This window comes from Streptomyces sp. AJS327, from assembly GCF_013450295.1.
Classification (GTDB): domain Bacteria; phylum Actinomycetota; class Actinomycetes; order Streptomycetales; family Streptomycetaceae; genus Streptomyces.
In genome coordinates this window covers 848,170-863,317 of the sequence record NZ_SKBR01000004.1, presented here as the reverse complement: position 1 = coordinate 863,317, position 15,148 = coordinate 848,170, and the positions used below count along the sequence as shown (strand labels likewise).

Annotated in this window: 13 protein-coding genes; 2 read left to right on the top strand and 11 right to left on the bottom strand. The window is 74.7% G+C overall.

The window, feature by feature from the left end; all coding sequences use genetic code 11:
* Positions 1-85 precede the first annotated feature (85 nt).
* The 5 genes from alr to E0L36_RS25610 all read right to left on the bottom strand — a co-directional run bounded on the left by alr (position 86) and on the right by E0L36_RS25610 (position 6,076).
* Positions 86-1,186 (bottom strand): alanine racemase, encoded by a 1,101-nt coding sequence (alr, locus tag E0L36_RS25630; protein ID WP_308416940.1) that lies wholly within the window; start codon positions 1,184-1,186, stop codon positions 86-88.
* Positions 1,187-1,480: 294 nt separating this feature from the next.
* Positions 1,481-3,031, bottom strand: coding sequence for an NAD(P)H-hydrate epimerase (locus E0L36_RS25625; protein ID WP_180931608.1), 1,551 nt, complete (start codon positions 3,029-3,031; stop codon positions 1,481-1,483).
* 131 nt (positions 3,032-3,162) lie between these two features.
* Positions 3,163-3,531, bottom strand: coding sequence for a holo-ACP synthase (locus tag E0L36_RS25620; RefSeq protein ID WP_180931607.1), 369 nt, complete (start codon positions 3,529-3,531; stop codon positions 3,163-3,165).
* Positions 3,532-3,601: 70 nt separating this feature from the next.
* Positions 3,602-5,449, bottom strand: coding sequence for a glutamine--fructose-6-phosphate transaminase (isomerizing) (gene glmS, locus E0L36_RS25615; protein WP_180931606.1), 1,848 nt, complete (start codon positions 5,447-5,449; stop codon positions 3,602-3,604).
* Between the two features lie 399 nt (positions 5,450-5,848).
* Positions 5,849-6,076: a hypothetical protein gene (locus E0L36_RS25610; protein ID WP_180931733.1), complete on the bottom strand. Its 228-nt coding sequence runs from the start codon at positions 6,074-6,076 to the stop codon at positions 5,849-5,851.
* A gap of 309 nt (positions 6,077-6,385) precedes the next feature.
* Here E0L36_RS25610 and coaA point away from each other — a divergent pair, with 309 nt between their 5' ends.
* Entirely contained in the window at positions 6,386-7,372 is a 987-nt protein-coding gene (coaA, locus tag E0L36_RS25605) for a type I pantothenate kinase (protein ID WP_180931605.1), read from the top strand.
* Between the two features lie 106 nt (positions 7,373-7,478).
* Here the strand turns inward: coaA and glmM are convergent, their stop codons facing one another.
* From glmM to E0L36_RS25585, 4 genes are all read right to left on the bottom strand, one after another.
* A complete protein-coding gene (glmM, locus tag E0L36_RS25600) occupies positions 7,479-8,867 on the bottom strand; it encodes a phosphoglucosamine mutase (protein ID WP_180931604.1) in 1,389 nt (462 codons plus the stop codon).
* A gap of 462 nt (positions 8,868-9,329) precedes the next feature.
* Positions 9,330-9,836 (bottom strand): 30S ribosomal protein S9, encoded by a 507-nt coding sequence (gene rpsI / locus E0L36_RS25595; RefSeq protein ID WP_180931603.1) that lies wholly within the window; start codon positions 9,834-9,836, stop codon positions 9,330-9,332.
* A gap of 42 nt (positions 9,837-9,878) precedes the next feature.
* A complete protein-coding gene (gene rplM / locus E0L36_RS25590) occupies positions 9,879-10,322 on the bottom strand; it encodes a 50S ribosomal protein L13 (RefSeq protein ID WP_180931602.1) in 444 nt (147 codons plus the stop codon).
* 330 nt (positions 10,323-10,652) lie between these two features.
* Entirely contained in the window at positions 10,653-12,425 is a 1,773-nt protein-coding gene (locus tag E0L36_RS25585) for an ATP-binding cassette domain-containing protein (RefSeq protein WP_180931601.1), read from the bottom strand.
* 53 nt (positions 12,426-12,478) lie between these two features.
* Between E0L36_RS25585 and E0L36_RS25580 the strand changes: the two genes are divergently transcribed.
* Entirely contained in the window at positions 12,479-13,312 is an 834-nt protein-coding gene (locus E0L36_RS25580) for a hypothetical protein (RefSeq protein ID WP_180931600.1), read from the top strand.
* 72 nt (positions 13,313-13,384) lie between these two features.
* Here E0L36_RS25580 and truA read toward each other — a convergent pair whose 3' ends face one another.
* Together truA and rplQ are read right to left on the bottom strand one after the other, a co-directional pair.
* Complete coding sequence (truA, locus tag E0L36_RS25575; protein ID WP_180931725.1) at positions 13,385-14,272, bottom strand: tRNA pseudouridine(38-40) synthase TruA; 888 nt, start codon at positions 14,270-14,272, stop codon at positions 13,385-13,387.
* Between the two features lie 145 nt (positions 14,273-14,417).
* Positions 14,418-14,927, bottom strand: a complete 510-nt coding sequence (gene rplQ, locus E0L36_RS25570) for a 50S ribosomal protein L17 (RefSeq protein ID WP_180931599.1) — start codon at positions 14,925-14,927, stop codon at positions 14,418-14,420.
* Positions 14,928-15,148: the final 221 nt, after the last annotated feature.

Below are 15,148 nucleotides of genomic sequence, written 5' to 3'. Positions count from 1 at the left end.
CGCGCGCGGTCGCTCGGCGTCGTCCACTCTCGCGCGCCACGGTCCGGGCGCCGGCCCGACGTCCGCGCGCGAGGCGGCCGTTCGGCTATCCCCGGTATACCCGCGGCACCCGGCCGCCGACGCGCGTGACGATCTCGTAGGCGATGGTCCCGGCGGCCCGCGCCCAGTCCTCGGCGGTCGGCTCGCCCGCGTCCCCGGGGCCGAAGAGCGTCGCCGGGTCACCGGCCGAGGCGGTGTCGCCGCCGAGGTCCACCACGAACTGGTCCATGGCGACACGGCCCGCCACCGTCCGCCAGGCGCCCGCGACCAGCACCGGACCACGGTCCGAGGCGTGCCGGGGGACGCCGTCCGCGTAGCCGATCGGGACCAGCGCGAGCGTGGTGTCACCGGCGGTGCGGTAGTGGTGGCCGTAGCTCACGCCGTGCCCCGGGGGCACCCGCTTGACCAGGGCGAGCGAGGCGCGGAGCGTCATCGCCGGGCGGAGTCCGAGGTCGGCGGCCACTCCGACCTCCGGGGAGGGGGCGAGGCCGTAGATCGAGATGCCGGGGCGCACCAGGTCGAAGTGGGCGTCCGGGAGCGTCAGGGTGGCCGGGGAGTTCGCGTGGTGCCGGACCTCCGGGGTGAGGCCCGCCCGCTCCGCCTCGGCGACGGCCGCCCGGAAGGCGGTCAGCTGCGCGGCGATGGAGGGGTGGCCGGGCTCGTCGGCGCAGGCGAAGTGCGACCAGACGCCGGTGACGCGGATGGCGCCCTCCGCCTCCGCCGCGCGCGCCGCCGCCACCAGCTCCGGCCAGTCGGCGGGCTGGCAGCCGTTCCGGCCGAGTCCGGTGTCGGCCTTGAGGTGGACACGGGCCGGGCGCCCGAGCGCGCGCGCCGCCTCGACGATCTCCGTCAGTGCCCAGTGTCCGCTCGCGGAGACGTCCACGTCCTCCGCGATGGCACGGGCCCACGGCCCGCCGGGGGTCCACAGCCAGCACAGGATCCGGCCGGTGTCCCCCGCCGCGCGCAGCGCGAACGCCTCCTCGGGGGTGGCGGTGCCCAGCCAGCTCGCGCCCGCCTCCCGGGCGGCACGCGCGCAGGGCAGCCCGCCGTGGCCGTAGCCGTCCGCCTTCACCACGGCCATCACCTCGGCCCCGCGCGCGTAGCCGCGCAGCGTACGGATGTTGGCCCGGACCGCGTCGAGGTCGATCTCGGCCCAGGCCCGCGGTGGGGGTGGGTCCTCCGGCTGGGGTGCGGTGGCGGGCGCCTCGGCCGGGACCGGCCGCCCGCGCGTGCCGGGGGAACCGTACCCGGTGGTATGTGGTGCGCTCACCCAGCCATTGTCCAGCACCGCGACGTCCGGGAGAAACCGGACGTCCGCCGAGGCCGGGGCCGGTCAGGCGGGCGGGCGGCCGGGCGGGCGCTCCGGGATCAGCCGGTTCGGCCGGGTCAGCCGGGACCGCGGGGAGCGGGACGGGGCGGCGCGACGGCGGCCGGGCGGGGGTCAGCCACCGACCTCCCGCCAGGCGGCGAACAGGCCGTCGGCGACGTCCGAGGCGCCCGGCGGCTGGGCCGCGAAGCGGCCGGCGAGACCGTGCAGATGCGCGCCGGCCGCGGCGGCGTCCCGGGCGCTGAGGCCGCTCGCGAGCAGCGATCCGGCCAGCCCGGAGAGCACGTCGCCACTGCCCGCGGTGGCCAGCCACCCGGAACCGGTGGCGTTCACCCGCACCGTCCCGGCCCACCCCGGGGCGTCCCCCTCGTCAGCCTCGCCCCCTCCATCCGGCTCGCCCGGCTCGGTGGTGTACGGGGGCCCGGAGGGGTTCGGGGGGTCGGCCACCAGCGTGGTCGACCCCTTGAGCAGTACCGTCGCCCCCGTACGGGCGGCCAGTTCGCGGACCGCCGCGAGGCGCGCCCCCTCGACCTCCTCACGGGCCCAGCCCAGGAGCGCGGCGGCCTCGCCCGCGTGCGGTGTCAGCAGGGTGGGGGCGATGCGGGTCCGCACCCGGGGCAGGTCCATCAGCCGCAGCCCGTCCGCGTCGACCAGCACCGGCAGCTCGGTGTCCAGCACCTCGCGGAGCGCCCGCTCGGCCTCGTGTCCCGCGCCGAGCCCGGGTCCGACCACCCACGCCTGGACCCGCCCGGCCCGTCGCGGCGACCCTCCGGACACCAGCGTCTCCGGATAGCGGGCGATGACGGCGTCGGCGGCCGGACCCGCGTACCGCACGGCCCCGGCGCCGCCGCGCAGCGCCCCGGCGACGGTGAGCACCGCGGCGCCCGGATAGTCCGCCGATCCGGCGGCGATCCCCACCACGCCCCGCCGGTACTTGTCGCTCTCGGCTCCGGGCCGGGGCAGCAGCGCGGCCACGTCCGCGTGCTGCGGGGACTCGGCCACCCCGGCGGCGGGCAGGTACGGGCCGAGCCCGATGTCGACCAGCCGGACCGCGCCCGCGTACGCCCGGGCCGGGTCGATCAGCAAGCCGGGCTTGTAGGCCCCGAAGGTCACCGTGGCGTCGGCGGGCAGCGCGACCCCCGGTACCTCGCCGGTGTCCGCGTCCACCCCGCTCGGCAGGTCCACCGCGACGACGGGCGCCCCGACGGCGCGGACCGCGTCCGCCAGTTCCACCGCGACCGGCCGCAGGCCGCCCCGCGCCCCGATGCCGACGATGCCGTCGACCACCAGGTCGGCCCGCTCCAGCAGCGGCGGCACCGGTTCCGCCACCCCCTCGACCACCGCGCCGGGCGCCGCCACGGCGCGCCCGCCCGCCGCGCGCAGGTCGGCGAGACCGCCCTCGTGCGCCCGTTCCGGGGAGAGCAGGACGGCGGTCACGCCCGCGCCCCGCCGCGCGAGCCGCGCGCCCGCGAAGAGGGCGTCCCCGCCGTTGTCGCCGCTGCCGACGAGCAGCACCACCCGCGCCCCGGACACCCGCCCGAGCAGCCCGGCGCAGGCGGCGGCCAGCCCGGCGGCGGCACGCCGCATCAGCGCCCCGTCCGGCAGCCGCCCCATCAGTTCACGCTCCGCCGCCCGTACCGTCTCCACGCCGTACGCAGTCCTCATGGGCCCAGTCTGCCGCGCGCCGCCCGGCGGGGCCGCCGGACGCCGGTTCCCCGGAAGGGCCGGGCGGAGGCCCGTCGGTCGAAGGCCCGTCGGTCGGAGAGCCGGGCCCGGGCGGAGGGCCCCTCGGCTGGTCAGCCCTCGGCGATGACGAAGGCGGTGGCGACGTCCGCGTCGTGCGAGAGCGAGAGCTGCCAGGAGCGGACCCCCAGCGCGGCGGCCCGCTCCGCGACGGTGCCGCGCACCACCAGGTAGGGCCGCCCGGAGTCGTACGTGCGCACCTCGGCGTCGGTCCAGCGCAGCCCGTCAGGGGCGCCCAGCGCCTTGGCGGCCGCCTCCTTGGCGGCGAACCGCGCGGCGAGCGAGGCGTCGCCCCGGCGCGTGCCGTCCGGACGGCACAACTCGGCCGGGACGAAGAGCCGTTCGGCGAGCGCGGGGGTACGCTCCAGCGCCGCGCCGAACCGCGCGATCCCCGCGACGTCCACGCCCACGCCCACGATCACGCCGCCCCCCGGGGGCCGACCGCGCGCACGGACGGGGCGGGAGCACCGCGCCCGGGGGGACACGGGCGGCTCACTCCACCGTCACCGACTTGGCGAGGTTCCGGGGCTGGTCCACCTCGTTGCCGCGCGCGGTCGCCAGTTCGCAGGCGAACACCTGGAGGGGCACCGTGGCGACCAGCGGCTGGAGCAGCGTCGGGGTGGGTGGGATCTCGACGAGGTGGTCGGCGTACGGGGTGACCGTGTCGTCGCCCCGCTCGGCGATGACGATCGTGCGGGCGCCCCTGGCCCGGATCTCCTGGATGTTGGAGACGATCTTGTCGTGCAGCACCGACCTGCCGCGGGGCGGCGGCACCACGACCACCACCGGCATCCCGTCCTCGACCAGCGCGATCGGCCCGTGCTTCAGCTCTCCGGCGGCGAAGCCCTCGGCGTGCATGTAGGCCAGTTCCTTCAGCTTCAGCGCGCCCTCCAGCGCCACCGGGTAGCCGACGTGCCGCCCGAGGAACAGCACGGTGTCCTGGTCCGCGAGGCCGCGCGCCAGCTCGCGCACCGGCTCCATGGTGGCCAGCACCTCCTCGACCTGCGTGGCGATCTGGGACAGCTCCCGGATGACGGCGATCACCTCGTCGCCCCACTTGCTGCCGCGCACCTGGCCGAGGTACAGCGCCACCAGGTAGCAGGCGACGAGCTGTGTGAGGAACGCCTTGGTGGAGGCGACGGCGACCTCCGGCCCGGCGTGCGTGTACAGCACCGCGTCCGACTCCCGGGGGATGGTCGAGCCGTTGGTGTTGCAGATCGCCAGCACCCGGGCGCCCTGCTCGCGGGCGTGCCGAAGCGCCATCAGCGTGTCCATGGTCTCCCCGGACTGGCTGACGGCGATCACCAGCGTCCGGGAGTCGAGGATCGGGTCCCGGTAGCGGAACTCGCTGGCCAGCTCGGTCTCGCAGGGGATGCGCGTCCAGTGCTCGATCGCGTACTTGGCGATCATGCCCGCGTGGAAGGCGGTACCGCAGGCCACTATCACCACCTTGTCGACCTCGCGGAGCACCGAGTCCGGGATGCGCACCTCGTCCAGCGTCAGCTCCCCCGCCGTGTCGATCCGGCCGAGCAGGGTGTCCGCGACGGCGCGGGGCTGCTCGGCGATCTCCTTCAGCATGAAGTAGTCGTAGCCGCCCTTCTCGGCCGCCGAAGCGTCCCAGTCCACGTGGAAGGGGCGGGCTTCGGCGGTGTTCCCCTCGAAATCGGTGACGGTCACCCCGTCCCGGCGCAGCTCGACCACCTGGTCCTGGCCCAGCTCGATGGCCTCCCGGGTGTACGCGATGAACGCGGCGACGTCCGAGGCCAGGAACGCCTCACCGTCCCCGAGGCCGACGACCAGAGGGGAGTTGCGGCGGGCGCCGACCACCGTCTCCGGCTCGTCGGCGTGCACCGCGACCAGTGTGAACGCGCCGTCCAGCCGACGGCACACCTGACGCATCGCCTCGGCCAGCTCCCCGCAGGACGAGAAGGACTCGGCCAGCAGATGGGCGACCACCTCGGTGTCCGTCTCCGAGAGCAGCTCGTGGCCCCGGTCGGTCAGCTCCGCGCGCAGCTCGGTGAAGTTCTCGATGATCCCGTTGTGCACGACGGCCACCCGGCCCGCGTTGTCCAGGTGCGGATGCGCGTTGACGTCGTTCGGCGCACCGTGCGTGGCCCACCGGGTGTGGCCGATACCGGTGTGCCCGGCCGGGAGGGGATGCTCGGCGAGCCGCTTGTGCAGGTTGGCGAGCTTGCCCTCCCGCTTCGTCGCCGCGAGTCCGCCGTCGGCCAGTACGGCCACACCCGCCGAGTCGTACCCCCGGTACTCCAGCCGCTGCAAACCCGCGATGACCACGTCGAGCGCCGACTGGCCACCCACATAACCGACGATTCCGCACATGGAAGCCCCTCACCTACCTGACCTGCCAGGCTCACGGTACGCGGCGGGTCCACGCGGTTCGCGGGCGCGTACCGAGGTCCGTGTCACACGAGGGAGCGCGGAGGCGTCGAGCTGGCGGCCGTCCGGCGCACGGGAACCGCCCGGGGCGCGCGCCCGCCCCCGGGGGAAGCGGAGGGGCACCGGGGGCGCTCCACCCCGCCGACGGCGCACGCGGGAGCGCGTCGAGGTACGCCGGGACGCACACCCCCGAACCCCCGACGAGGCGTACCACCCGCCGGCGGGGGGCGACATCCGGCCAGAGCACCGGGGGCGGGAGCGGGGACTGGGCCGGGGGACACCGGGGCGGCCGAGCGGGCGAACCGGCCGGGGCGACCGCGGGAACGGGGCGCGGCACCGGCCTCAGTGACCGCGCGCTATCCGATCGACGGCCTCCTCCACCAGCTCCAGGTACTCGCGCTCCTCACAGCGCGGCTTGCTGCCCGGAACGTACAGGTCCAGCGACTCCGACAGGTCCTCGGAGAGGTCCTCGTCCGGCAGGTCGTCCGTCAGGTCGCGGTGTATCAGTTCCTCCGCGCCGCTCATCCGCGGCCCCGGCGCGGCGCGGCCCCAGCCGCCGAGGCGTCTCACACGCCCCACCCGGCCGGCACGGCCCGTCTGACCTCGTGGATATGGCATGACCGGAACGTAGCGGCTCTGCCATCCCAAGTACACCGTTCGCACACGGAATATCCATCCGTCTCACCGGCACCTCCACCCCACCCGTCCACCCGGCCGCCCGTCCACCCGGCCGCCCGGCCGCCCGGCCGCCCGGCCGCCCGGCGAAGCGTCCCGCCACGCACGGAACGTCCCGGTGCGCACCCCGGCGGAACCCCCACCGTCAGCCCACGGCCACACCCCGGACAGGAGACGGCGGTGTGGCGCACGCAGAATGGGCGCGTGTCAACGAAGCCCTACGTCAACCTCTCGCGCTCCGCGTGGAGCGCGCTGCGGCACAGCACGCCGCTCCAGCTGACCGCCGCCGAGGTGGAGCGGCTGCGCGGGCTGGGCGACGTGATCGACCTCGACGAGGTGCGGGAGATCTACCTCCCACTGTCCCGGCTGCTGAACCTGTACATCGAGGCCACCCACGGGCTGCGGGACGCGCTCACCACCTTCCTGGGCGAGGCCGGGCGGGAGCACGGCGCCCGCCCGGCCACCCCCTTCGTCATCGGGGTGGCGGGCAGCGTCGCGGTCGGCAAGTCCACCGTCTCCCGGCTGCTCCAGGCGCTCCTCGCGCTGCCGCACAGCCGGACGGAGACGGAGGGCGGGGCGGTGCCCGAGCGCCCGCACGTCGAACTGGTCACCACGGACGGCTTCCTGCTGCCCAAGGACGAGCTGCGGCGGCGCGGTCTGATGTCCCGCAAGGGCTTCCCGGAGTCGTACGACCGGCGGGCGCTCACCCGGTTCGTCGCCAACGTCAAGGCGGGACATCCGGAGGTCAGCTGTCCCGTCTACTCCCACCTGATCTACGACATCGTGCCCGGCGAGCGGCAGACCGTCCGCAGTCCGGACATCCTGATCGTCGAGGGGCTGAACGTGCTCCAGCCCGCGCTGCCCGGGAAGGACGGCCGCACCCGGCTGGCCGTCGCCGACTACTTCGACTTCTCGGTCTACGTGGACGCCCGGACCGCCGACATCGAGCGGTGGTACCTCGACCGGTTCCGCCAGCTGCGCGAGACGGCGTTCCGCAACCCCCGCTCGTACTTCCACCCGTACACCCAGGTGTCCGAGGAGGAGGCGATGGACTACGCGCGCAACACCTGGCGCACCATCAACGAGCCCAACCTGCGCCAGAACATCGCGCCCACCCGCGGCCGGGCCACCCTGCAACTGCACAAGGCGGCCAACCACAAGGTGGAGCGGCTCTCCCTGCGGAAGCTGTAGCCACCGCGCGCCGCCCACACCGCCCGGCCGCCCGCGCCGGACGGTGAGCCGAGGCCGGACGGTGGGCCGGGGGCCGCGTCCGGCGGTCCGCGGTGGCGAGCGAGTCTCAGCCGAGGGTGCTCTTCACGACGTCCGCGAGGCGTTCCGCGACCGTCCTGGCCTGCTCCTCGTCGGCGGCCTCCACCATCACCCGGACCAGCGGCTCGGTACCGGAGGAGCGCAGCAACACCCGGCCGGTCTCCCCGAGTTCCCGCTCGGCCTCGGTGACCGCGGCGGCCAGTTCCGCCTGGGTGCTCACCCGCGACTTGTCCACGTCCGGGACGTTCACCAGCACCTGCGGCAGCCGCCGCATCGCCCCGGCCAGCTCGGCCAGCGGCTTGCCGGTCGCCGCGACCCGCGCGGCGAGCATCAGCCCGGTCAGCGTGCCGTCCCCGGTGGTCGCGTGGTCCAGCACGATGACGTGCCCGGACTGCTCCCCGCCGAGCGCGTACCCGCCGCGCTTCATCTCCTCCAGCACGTACCGGTCACCGACCGAGGTCTGGAGCAGCTCGATGCCCTCCCGCTCCAGCGCCAGCTTGAAGCCGAGGTTCGACATCACCGTGGCGACCACCGTGTCCCGCCGCAGCTGACCCGCGGCGCGCAGCCCGAGCGCCAGCACCGTGAGGATCTGGTCGCCGTCGACCTCCGCGCCCGTCGCGTCCACCGCGAGGCAGCGGTCGGCGTCCCCGTCGTGCGCGACTCCCAGGTCGGCACCGTGTTCCAGGACGGCGGCCCGCAGCCCGGCCAGATGCGTGGAGCCGCAGCCGTCGTTGATGTTGAGCCCGTCCGGTTCGGCGCCGATCGTGATCACCTCGGCACCGGCCCGCGTGAACGCCTCGGGCGAGACCCGCGAGGCCGCGCCGTGCGCCGCGTCGACGACGACGGTCAGCCCGTCCAGCCGGTTGGGGAGCACTCCCACCAGGTGCGCGACGTAGGTGTCGGCACCCTCACCGTGGTCGGTGACCCGGCCGACCCCGGCGCCGACCGGCCGGTCCCACTGCCGCTCGCCCGACTCGTGCTGCCAGTAGAGGTCCTCGATCCGGTCCTCGACCTCGTCCGGCAGCTTGTGCCCGCCGCGTGCGAAGAACTTGATCCCGTTGTCCGGCATCGGGTTGTGGCTCGCGGAGAGCATCACCCCGAGGTCCGCGCCGAAGGCACCGGTCAGATGAGCGACCGCCGGGGTGGGCAGCACCCCGACCCGGAGCACGTCGACCCCGGCGCTCGCCAGCCCGGCCACCACCGCAGCCTCCAGGAACTCGCCCGAGGCACGCGGGTCGCGCCCCACCACGGCCGTGGGGCGCGCACCGTCGTGCACCGCGCCCTCCTCGTGGCTGCGCCGGGGAGACCCCCAGGCCAGCACGTGGCCCGCCGCCACCGACAGGCCGAGCGCCATCTCGGCCGTCAGCCCTTCGTTGGCGACACCACGTACTCCGTCCGTGCCGAAGAGTCGTCCCACTGTCGTTCCTCCGAGTTCACCGCTGCCGGGTCACGGCCCGGCCTTTCCAGGTATACGCGTGGCGATCCGCGGCGGCACGCGCCATCACCGGCGCGCCGGACCACGGGCCACGGCGGCTCCCCCGCTCCGCCGAACCGCTCCTCTCCCCCCGTTCCGCGCTCGTCGTCCCGCCCTCGGACGGGGACCGGCACCACCCCGGTTCCCACGCCCCGTCCCCGCCGACCCGTGCTGGCCCACCGATCGACGTTCTCCCCCGCGCGCCCCGCACTCCCACCGGCCCACACCCCACGGCGGCCCGGCACCCGAGGCACCCGAGGCACCCGAGGCACCCGAGGCACCCGAGGCACCCGAGGCACCCGAACGACAAACGCCCCGTACGGCACCGAAGTGCCGACGGGGCGTTCGCGTACTGCCTCCCGCGGGGCCGGGCGCGCCCGGCCCGGGCGGACGGTGAGGCGCGGGTCAGCGCTTGCTGTACTGCGTGCCCTTACGCGCCTTCTTCAGACCGGCCTTCTTCCGCTCCACGGCGCGCGCGTCACGGGTCAGGAAGCCGGCCTTCTTCAGCGGGCCGCGGTTGTTGTCCACGTCCGCCTCGTTCAGGGCGCGGGCGACGCCCAGGCGCAGCGCACCGGCCTGGCCGGAGATGCCGCCACCGGAGATACGGGCGACGACGTCGTACCGGCCGTCCAGCTCCAGCACCTTGAACGGCTCGTTGACTTCCTGCTGGTGCACCTTGTTCGGGAAGTAGCCCTCCAGGGTGCGCCCGTTCACCTTCCACCGGCCGCTGCCGGGGATGATGCGGACCCGCGCGATGGCGTTCTTACGGCGACCGGTGCCCGCGGCGGGCTGCGGGTCGCCGAAGCGGGACGCCAGGGACTCGGAGGTGAACTCCTCCAGGGTGCCCTCGGGGGTTTCGGTCGTGTACTCCTCGACGCCCTCGACGGGGGTCTCAGCGGTGGTCTCGGCCACGATTCTCCTCGGCTTCTGTTCAGTCGTTGGGTGTGGCCGGACTTACTGCGCGACCTGGCTGATCTCGAACGGCACGGGCTGCTGCGCGCCGTGCGGGTGCTGGCCGCCCGAGTACACCTTCAGCTTCGAGAGCATCTGACGGCCCAGCGTGTTCTTCGGGAGCATGCCCTTGACGGCCTTCTCGACGGCCTTCTCCGGGTTCTTCTCCAGCAGCTCGTCATAGCGGACGGACCGCAGACCGCCCGGGTAGCCGGAGTGGCGGTACGCCATCTTCTGGGTCCGCTTGTTGCCGGTCAGGTGCACCTTGTCGGCGTTGATGATGATGACGAAGTCACCGGTGTCAACGTGGGGCGCGTACACCGGCTTGTGCTTGCCCCGGAGAAGGGTGGCGGCCTGGCTGGCCAGACGGCCCAGGACAACGTCCTGCGCGTCAATGACGTGCCACTGGCGCTGGATGTCGCCGGGCTTGGGGCTGTACGTACGCACGGTCGTAGCCTTCGCTTCTTCAGTGAGTGGGATCCTCCCGGACCGCGGGGGCCCAGAGGACGGTCCTGACAAGGCCACCTGGCAGATCACGACAGCCTTTGACCGCAGACATCGGTGACGCAAGCCGCGCTGCTGATCGCTGGTCATCGGCCCGGTGGGCCGGTGTGCGGGGCCTCCCACGTGAGAATAGGCAAGCCAGTACACACAACGACCTCGCAGGGTACCCGCCCTCCGCCAGCCGGGTCAAAACTCCCCCGGCCCACCCCGGAGCCAGTCCGGCCCGCCTGGACGTCGGCCCGGGAGCCCGGCCCGCCACGGCGCGGAACGCGCTCAGCGGGCCCGGGCCACCCGGCCCTCCTCCCACACCGGCTCGGGCGTCTCCCGCACCCGCCCGTCGGCGCCGAAGACCAGGAAGCGGTCGAAGGACCGGGCGAACCAGCGGTCGTGCGTCACCGCCAGCACCGTGCCCTCGAAGGCCTCCAGCCCCTCCTGGAGCGCCTCGGCCGACTCCAGGTCCAGGTTGTCCGTCGGCTCGTCCAGCAGCAGGGCCGTCGCGCCGGCCAGCTCCAGCAGCAGGATCTGGAAGCGGGCCTGCTGGCCGCCGGACAGCCGCTCGTAGCGCTGCTCGGCCTGCCGGGTCAGCTCGTAGCGGCGCAGCACCGGCATCGCACCGCCCCGGTCCCTGGCGTACTCGGTCCACAGGATCTCCAGCAGGGTGCGGCCCGCAAGCTCCCCCGACCCGGTGGCCCGGGCGCCGCCCGGCGCACCGGCCGGCTGACCAGGCGGTGCGCCCGCGCCCTCCCGCCCGGCGTCGCCGGGTACCGCCGGGCGCGGGGCGTCCCCGGCGCGGCTCTCCCGTCCGTCCGCCCCTTGGGCCAGCGGGGACTGCGCGAAGTAGCCGGGCACCACCCGGGCCCCGAGCCGCCAGCACCCGGTGTGCGCCACCGGACCGGGCCGCTCCGGATCGCTCGCCAGCAGCCGCAGGAAGTGCGACTTGCCCGAGCCGTTCGAGCCCAGCACCGCGACCCGCTCGCCGTAGAAGACCTCCAGGTCGAACGGGGACATCAGCCCCGTCAGCTCCAGCTGTTCGCAGGTCAGGGCCCGCACCCCGGTCCGTCCGCCACGCAGCCGCATGGTGATCCGCTGCTTCCTCGGCGGCTCCGGCGGCGGCCCCGCGTCCTCGAACCTGCGCAGCCGGGTCCGGGCCGCGCGGTAGCGGGAGGCCATGTCGTCGCTCCGGGACGCGTACTGCTGGAGGTCCCGCACCAGCTGCCGGAGCTGGGCCCGCTTCTCGTCCCAGCGGCGGCGCAGCTCCTCGAAGCGGGCGAAGCGCTCCTGCCGGGCCTCGTGGTACGTGGCGAAGCCACCGCCGTGCACCCACACGTCGCTCCCGGCCGGACTCGGCTCGACGCTCACGATCCGGTCGGCCGCGCGGGCCAGCAGCTCCCGGTCGTGGGAGATGAACAGCACGGTCTTCCGGGTCTCCCGCAACCGCTCCTCCAGCCAGCGTTTGCCGGGGACGTCCAGGAAGTTGTCCGGTTCGTCCAGCAGCAGCACCTCGTCCTTCCCGCGCAGCAGCGACTCCAGCACCAGCCGCTTCCGCTCGCCCCCGGAGAGCGTCTCCACCGCCCGCCAGCGCGCACGCTCGTAGGGGACGCCTAGCGCCGCCGTGGTGCACACGTCCCACTCGGTCTCCGCCTCGTACCCCCGCACCTCGGCCCAGTCGGCGAGGGCCTGCGCGTACGCCAGCTGCGCCGCCTCGTCGTCCCGTTCCATGATCGCCAGTTCGGCCTCGTCCACCGCGGCCGCGGCCTCCCGCACCGGCCGGGGAGCCACCGAGAGCAGCAGGTCACGGACGGTCTCCTCGCCCTCTCCGAGCCCGACGAACTGCGACATGACCCCGACGCCCCCGCTGGCCGCCACCGTCCCGGACTCCGGGCGCAGCTCCCCCGCGATCAGCCGCAGCAGCGTGGTCTTGCCCGCGCCGTTCGCGCCCACCAGCGCGGCGGAGACGCCCTCACCGACCCGGAACGAGGCGTCGTCGAACAGCGGACGGCCGTCCGGCAGCGAGTACTCCAGGTGCGCGATCTCCACATGTCCCATGGGCGGATTGTGGCCGGGGGTCCGTTCCCGGACCAAGCGAATAAGATGCGCCCATGAGCTTTGGGCAGGGGGGACCCGGCGGGGGTCCAGGAGGCGGCACCCCCGACTGGGCGGCGCTCGCGGAGAACGCCGAGCGCGCCCGCGCGCGCCGGAGGCGCTGGCTGATGATCGGCGGCGGGGCGCTCGCCACCGCCGCCGTCGCGGGCGTCGTCGCCGTGGCCGTGATCAACGAGGGCGGTGGTGGGGACGCCTCGGACGCCTCCTCGGAGTCCCTGCCCTCCCCGGAGGATCTGCCCTCCAGCTCACAGCCCGAGCCCACCTTCAAGGACGACGCGCCGCCCCCGCCTCCGCCCGAGGACTTCATCGCGGACAGCGAACGCGACAAGGCCCCGCTGACCAGCAAGACCCTCTTTCCCACGACCGAGATGACGGTCAAGGGACGGACGTACGAGCGGGTGGCGGTGAAGGCCAGCACGAAGTGTGGGAGCGCGGCCCACGCCGGTCTCGGCCCGGTCCTGTCGAAGAACGACTGCGACGCGATCTACCGCGCCACCTACACGAAGGACGGCCAGGCGGTCACCGTCGGTATCGCCGTCTTCGAGGACACCGCCGCGGCCAAGGCCGTGAAGAAGGGGTACAAGCCCAACCTCGTGGCACTGCCCGGCGGTGACGCGAAGGACTTCTGCCGCACCGTCGAGTGCCGGACGACGGTCAACCAGCTCGGCCGCTACGCCTTCTTCACCATCGCGGGCCACGCCGACGGCAAGGCCTCCGGCGCCTCCGACAAGGCCGCGGTGCGCGCCGCGCTGGACGGCTCCGAGTTCGCCCGCCAGCGCGTCTACGACCGCGGCGAGAAGCAGGCCGCCGAGGCGGCCAAGGAGAGCTAGCCGCACCGGCCCGACGGGCGGCGGCGGCCGCCCGCCCACCGGGCGCCCCGGTCGGCCACCACCGCCCGCCGTTCAGCAGCAGCCCGCCGCGCTCCCGGCGGACGGCAGCGACCGGCGGCGGCGCGCGGCCGCGTTCCGCGCCGCCAGCTCGGAGTCCGGCGGATAGCCGACCTCCTCCAGCGTCAGTCCGTGCGGCCGCACCACGTGCACCGCCGAGTCACGCACCCCCGCGGCCAGCACCGCGCTCGGCCACTCCGGCGAGCGGTGCCCGTCGCCCACGAACAGCAGCGCCCCCACCAGGGAGCGCACCATGTTGTGGCAGAAGGCGTCCGCCAGGACCGTCGCCTCCATCACGCCGTCCCGCCGCCGGGACCAGCGCAGCTCCCGCAGCGTCCGGACGGTGGTCGCGCCCTCCCGGCGCTTGCAGTACGCCGCGAAGTCGTGCTCCCCGAGCAGCCCGCGCGCACCCTCGTTCATCGCGTCCAGGTCGAGCGGCCAGTTGTGCCACAGCACATGGCCGCGCAGCAGCGGATCGACCCCGCCGGGGTGGTCGCTGACCCGGTAGACGTAGCGCCGCCAGATCGCCGAGAACCGGGCGTCGAAGTGCGGCGGCGCCGGACGCACCCGCCAGATCCGCACGTCCGCCGGCAGCCGCCCGGCCAGCCGGCGGGGCAGCTGCCGCCCGTGCTCGGCCCAGACCTCCGCGTCCAGATCGACGTGGGCCACCTGGCCCCTGGCGTGCACCCCGGCGTCCGTCCGCCCGGCGACGGTCAGCTCGGGGGTGCGGTCGAGCCGCAGCACCACCCGCAGCGCGTCCTCGATCTCCCCCTGGACGGTCCTGCGGTCGCCCTTCTGCCGGGCCCAGCCCGAGAACTCCCGGCCGTCGTAGCTCAGGTCCAGGCGCAACCGCACCACGGGACGCCCCTCCGCACCCGCCGCCGCGGCGGCCTCCTCCGTCATCCGGGTGTCCTCCGTCACAGACCGATCCTCTCAGAGCGCCGGAGCGGCCCCTCCCCTCCGGCCGACACAACGGTGGGCCCGCCCCCACAGCTGGGAGCGGGCCCACCGACGAGTCCGGCGGCCGGTCCGGCCGCCGAGAGCGGACTCAGGCGTCCTTCTTCTCCGCCTGCTCCTCGCCCGAGGCATCCTCGGCGCTCGCGTCCGACTTGACGCCGGACAGCGCCTCGTCGCCCGCGGCCTCCTTGGCGGTGCGCTTCGTCGCCGCCTCGGCCTCGCCGACCGCCTCCTGCTGCACGGTCAGCGCCTCGACCAGCTCGATCACGGCCATCGGCGCGTTGTCGCCCCGACGGTTGCCGATCTTGGTGATCCGGGTGTAGCCACCGGGACGGTTCTCGTAACGGGGGCCGATCTCGGTGAAGAGGGTGTGCACCACGCTCTTGTCGGTGATGGTGCGCATCACCTGACGGCGGTTGTGCAGGTCGCCCTTCTTCGCCTTGGTGATCAGGCGCTCCGCGACCGGACGCAGGCGGCGGGCCTTCGCCTCGGTGGTGGTGATGCGCCCGTGCTCGAAGAGGTTGGTCGCCAGGTTCCCGAGCATCGCCTTCTGGTGCGCGGCGCTGCCGCCCAGACGCGCGCCCTTGGTGGGCTTCGGCATGGTGTCTCCTTCGTTGTCCCTGCACCGGCCGTGTCAGGTACCGGTGGCAGATCCGGCCGTGTGAGGTACCGGAGGGTGTCCCGAGCGGAGGGTCCTCCGCCGGGGCCGGGGCTCACGCCCCGTCACGCGCGGGCGGCTGCCCACGCGCGCGGTGGGCCGGGGCGGGACCGCTTCCGGTCCGCCGCTCCCACCGCACACCGGCGCCGTCGCACCAGGCGACG

Excerpts from the sequence above, each read along its gene's own strand:
- E0L36_RS25580 (WP_180931600.1), top strand. The coding sequence starts at position 12,479 with ATGAGCTTTGGGCAGGGGGGACCCGGCGGGGGTCCAGGAGGCGGCACC.
- glmS (WP_180931606.1), bottom strand. The coding sequence starts at position 5,449 with ATGTGCGGAATCGTCGGTTATGTGGGTGGCCAGTCGGCGCTCGACGTG.
- rplQ (WP_180931599.1), bottom strand. The coding sequence starts at position 14,927 with ATGCCGAAGCCCACCAAGGGCGCGCGTCTGGGCGGCAGCGCCGCGCAC.
- E0L36_RS25625 (WP_180931608.1), bottom strand. The coding sequence starts at position 3,031 with ATGAGGACTGCGTACGGCGTGGAGACGGTACGGGCGGCGGAGCGTGAA.
- truA (WP_180931725.1), bottom strand. The coding sequence starts at position 14,272 with ATGACGGAGGAGGCCGCCGCGGCGGCGGGTGCGGAGGGGCGTCCCGTG.
- E0L36_RS25585 (WP_180931601.1), bottom strand. The coding sequence starts at position 12,425 with ATGGGACATGTGGAGATCGCGCACCTGGAGTACTCGCTGCCGGACGGC.